Raw genomic sequence first — 1,415 nt, 5'->3', positions numbered from 1 at the left:
GGTGGATGGTGCTTATCCGGCGGAGCGGGTCGCGTTCGTGCTGGAGGATTCCGCGCCGGCCGTGACGATCGACGACCGGTCGGTCTTCATCGGTGAGGGTGAGATTCCGTCCGCAGTGGTGAGCGGGGATGATCTCGCGTATGTGATGTACACGTCCGGTTCGACGGGCCTGCCGAAGGGTGTCGCGGTGCCGCACGGGAGTGTGGCGGCGTTGGTGGGTGAGCCGGGGTGGGGTGTGGGTCCTGGTGATGCGGTCCTGTTCCATGCTCCGCACGCGTTCGACATCTCGTTGTTCGAGGTGTGGGTGCCGCTGGTGAGCGGCGGCCGGGTGGTCATCGCTGAACCGGGTGTGGCAGTCGACGCGGCGGCCGTACGGGGTCACATCGCTGCCGGGGTGACGCATGTGCACGTGACCGCGGGGCTGTTCCGGGTGCTGGCGAACGAGGCGCCCGACTGCTTCGCGGGCGCACGTGAGGTCCTGACCGGCGGTGATGTCGTGCCACTGGAGGCGGTGGAGCGGGTGCGCGCGGCCTGCCCCGAGGTACGGGTGCGGCATCTGTACGGCCCCACGGAATCGACCCTGTGCGCCACCTGGCGCCTCATCGAGCCGGGCGAGGGCATGGCCCAACCGCTCCCGATCGGCCGACCGCTCACCAACCGTCACGTCCATGTGCTCGACGACTCGCTCCGGCCTGTCGGCCCCGGCGTGACGGGTGAGCTGTACCTGGCCGGTGCCGGCCTGGCGCGCGGGTATCTGGGCCGAGCCGCTCTCACCGCCGAGCGGTTCGTGCCCTCCCCGTTCGCGGCCGGAGAGCGGATGTACCGCACCGGTGACCTGGCCCGCTGGACGGACGACGGCGAGCTGGTCTTCGCGGGCCGTGCCGACGCCCAGGTGAAGATCCGGGGTTTCCGCGTCGAGCTGGGAGAGGTGGAAGCCGCCCTGGCCGCACAGCCCGGTGTCGCCCAGGCCGTCGTCGTCGCCCGCGAGGACCGCCCCGGCGAGAAACGGCTCATCGGATACGTCGTCCCGGACGGCGATTCCGCGGACCCGGACCAGTTGCGCGCGCGCCTCGCGAAGACCCTGCCCGACTACATGGTCCCGGCCGCCCTGGTGGTCCTGGACGCCCTGCCGCTGACCGTCAACGGCAAGGTCGACCACCAGGCCCTGCCCGCACCGGAGTTCACGGCCACCACGGCCCGTGAGCCCCGAACGCCGGCGGAGAAGCTGATGTGCGAGCTGTTCGCGGACGTCCTCGGTCGCGAGCAGGTCGGTGTGGAGGACAGCTTCTTCGAGCTGGGCGGCGACTCCATCATGTCGATGCAGCTCGCCGCACGCGGCAACCGCAAGGGCATCGTCTTCAGTGCCCAGGACGTCTTCGAACGCGAGACCCCGGCCGCCCTCGCCGCCGTGGCAC

Annotated in this window: 1 protein-coding gene; it reads left to right on the top strand. The window is 70.9% G+C overall.

The genetic code is table 11. From position 1 onward, the window contains the following. Nucleotides 1-1,415, top strand: a 1,415-nt coding sequence (locus tag AC5P09_RS51810; RefSeq protein ID WP_493880609.1) for a non-ribosomal peptide synthetase, incomplete at both ends; no start/stop codon positions are given.

The organism is Streptomyces sp. a15 (assembly GCF_059026085.1).
Note: the sequence above shows the minus strand (reverse complement) of the source record. Positions and strands in the feature narration are given on the sequence as shown.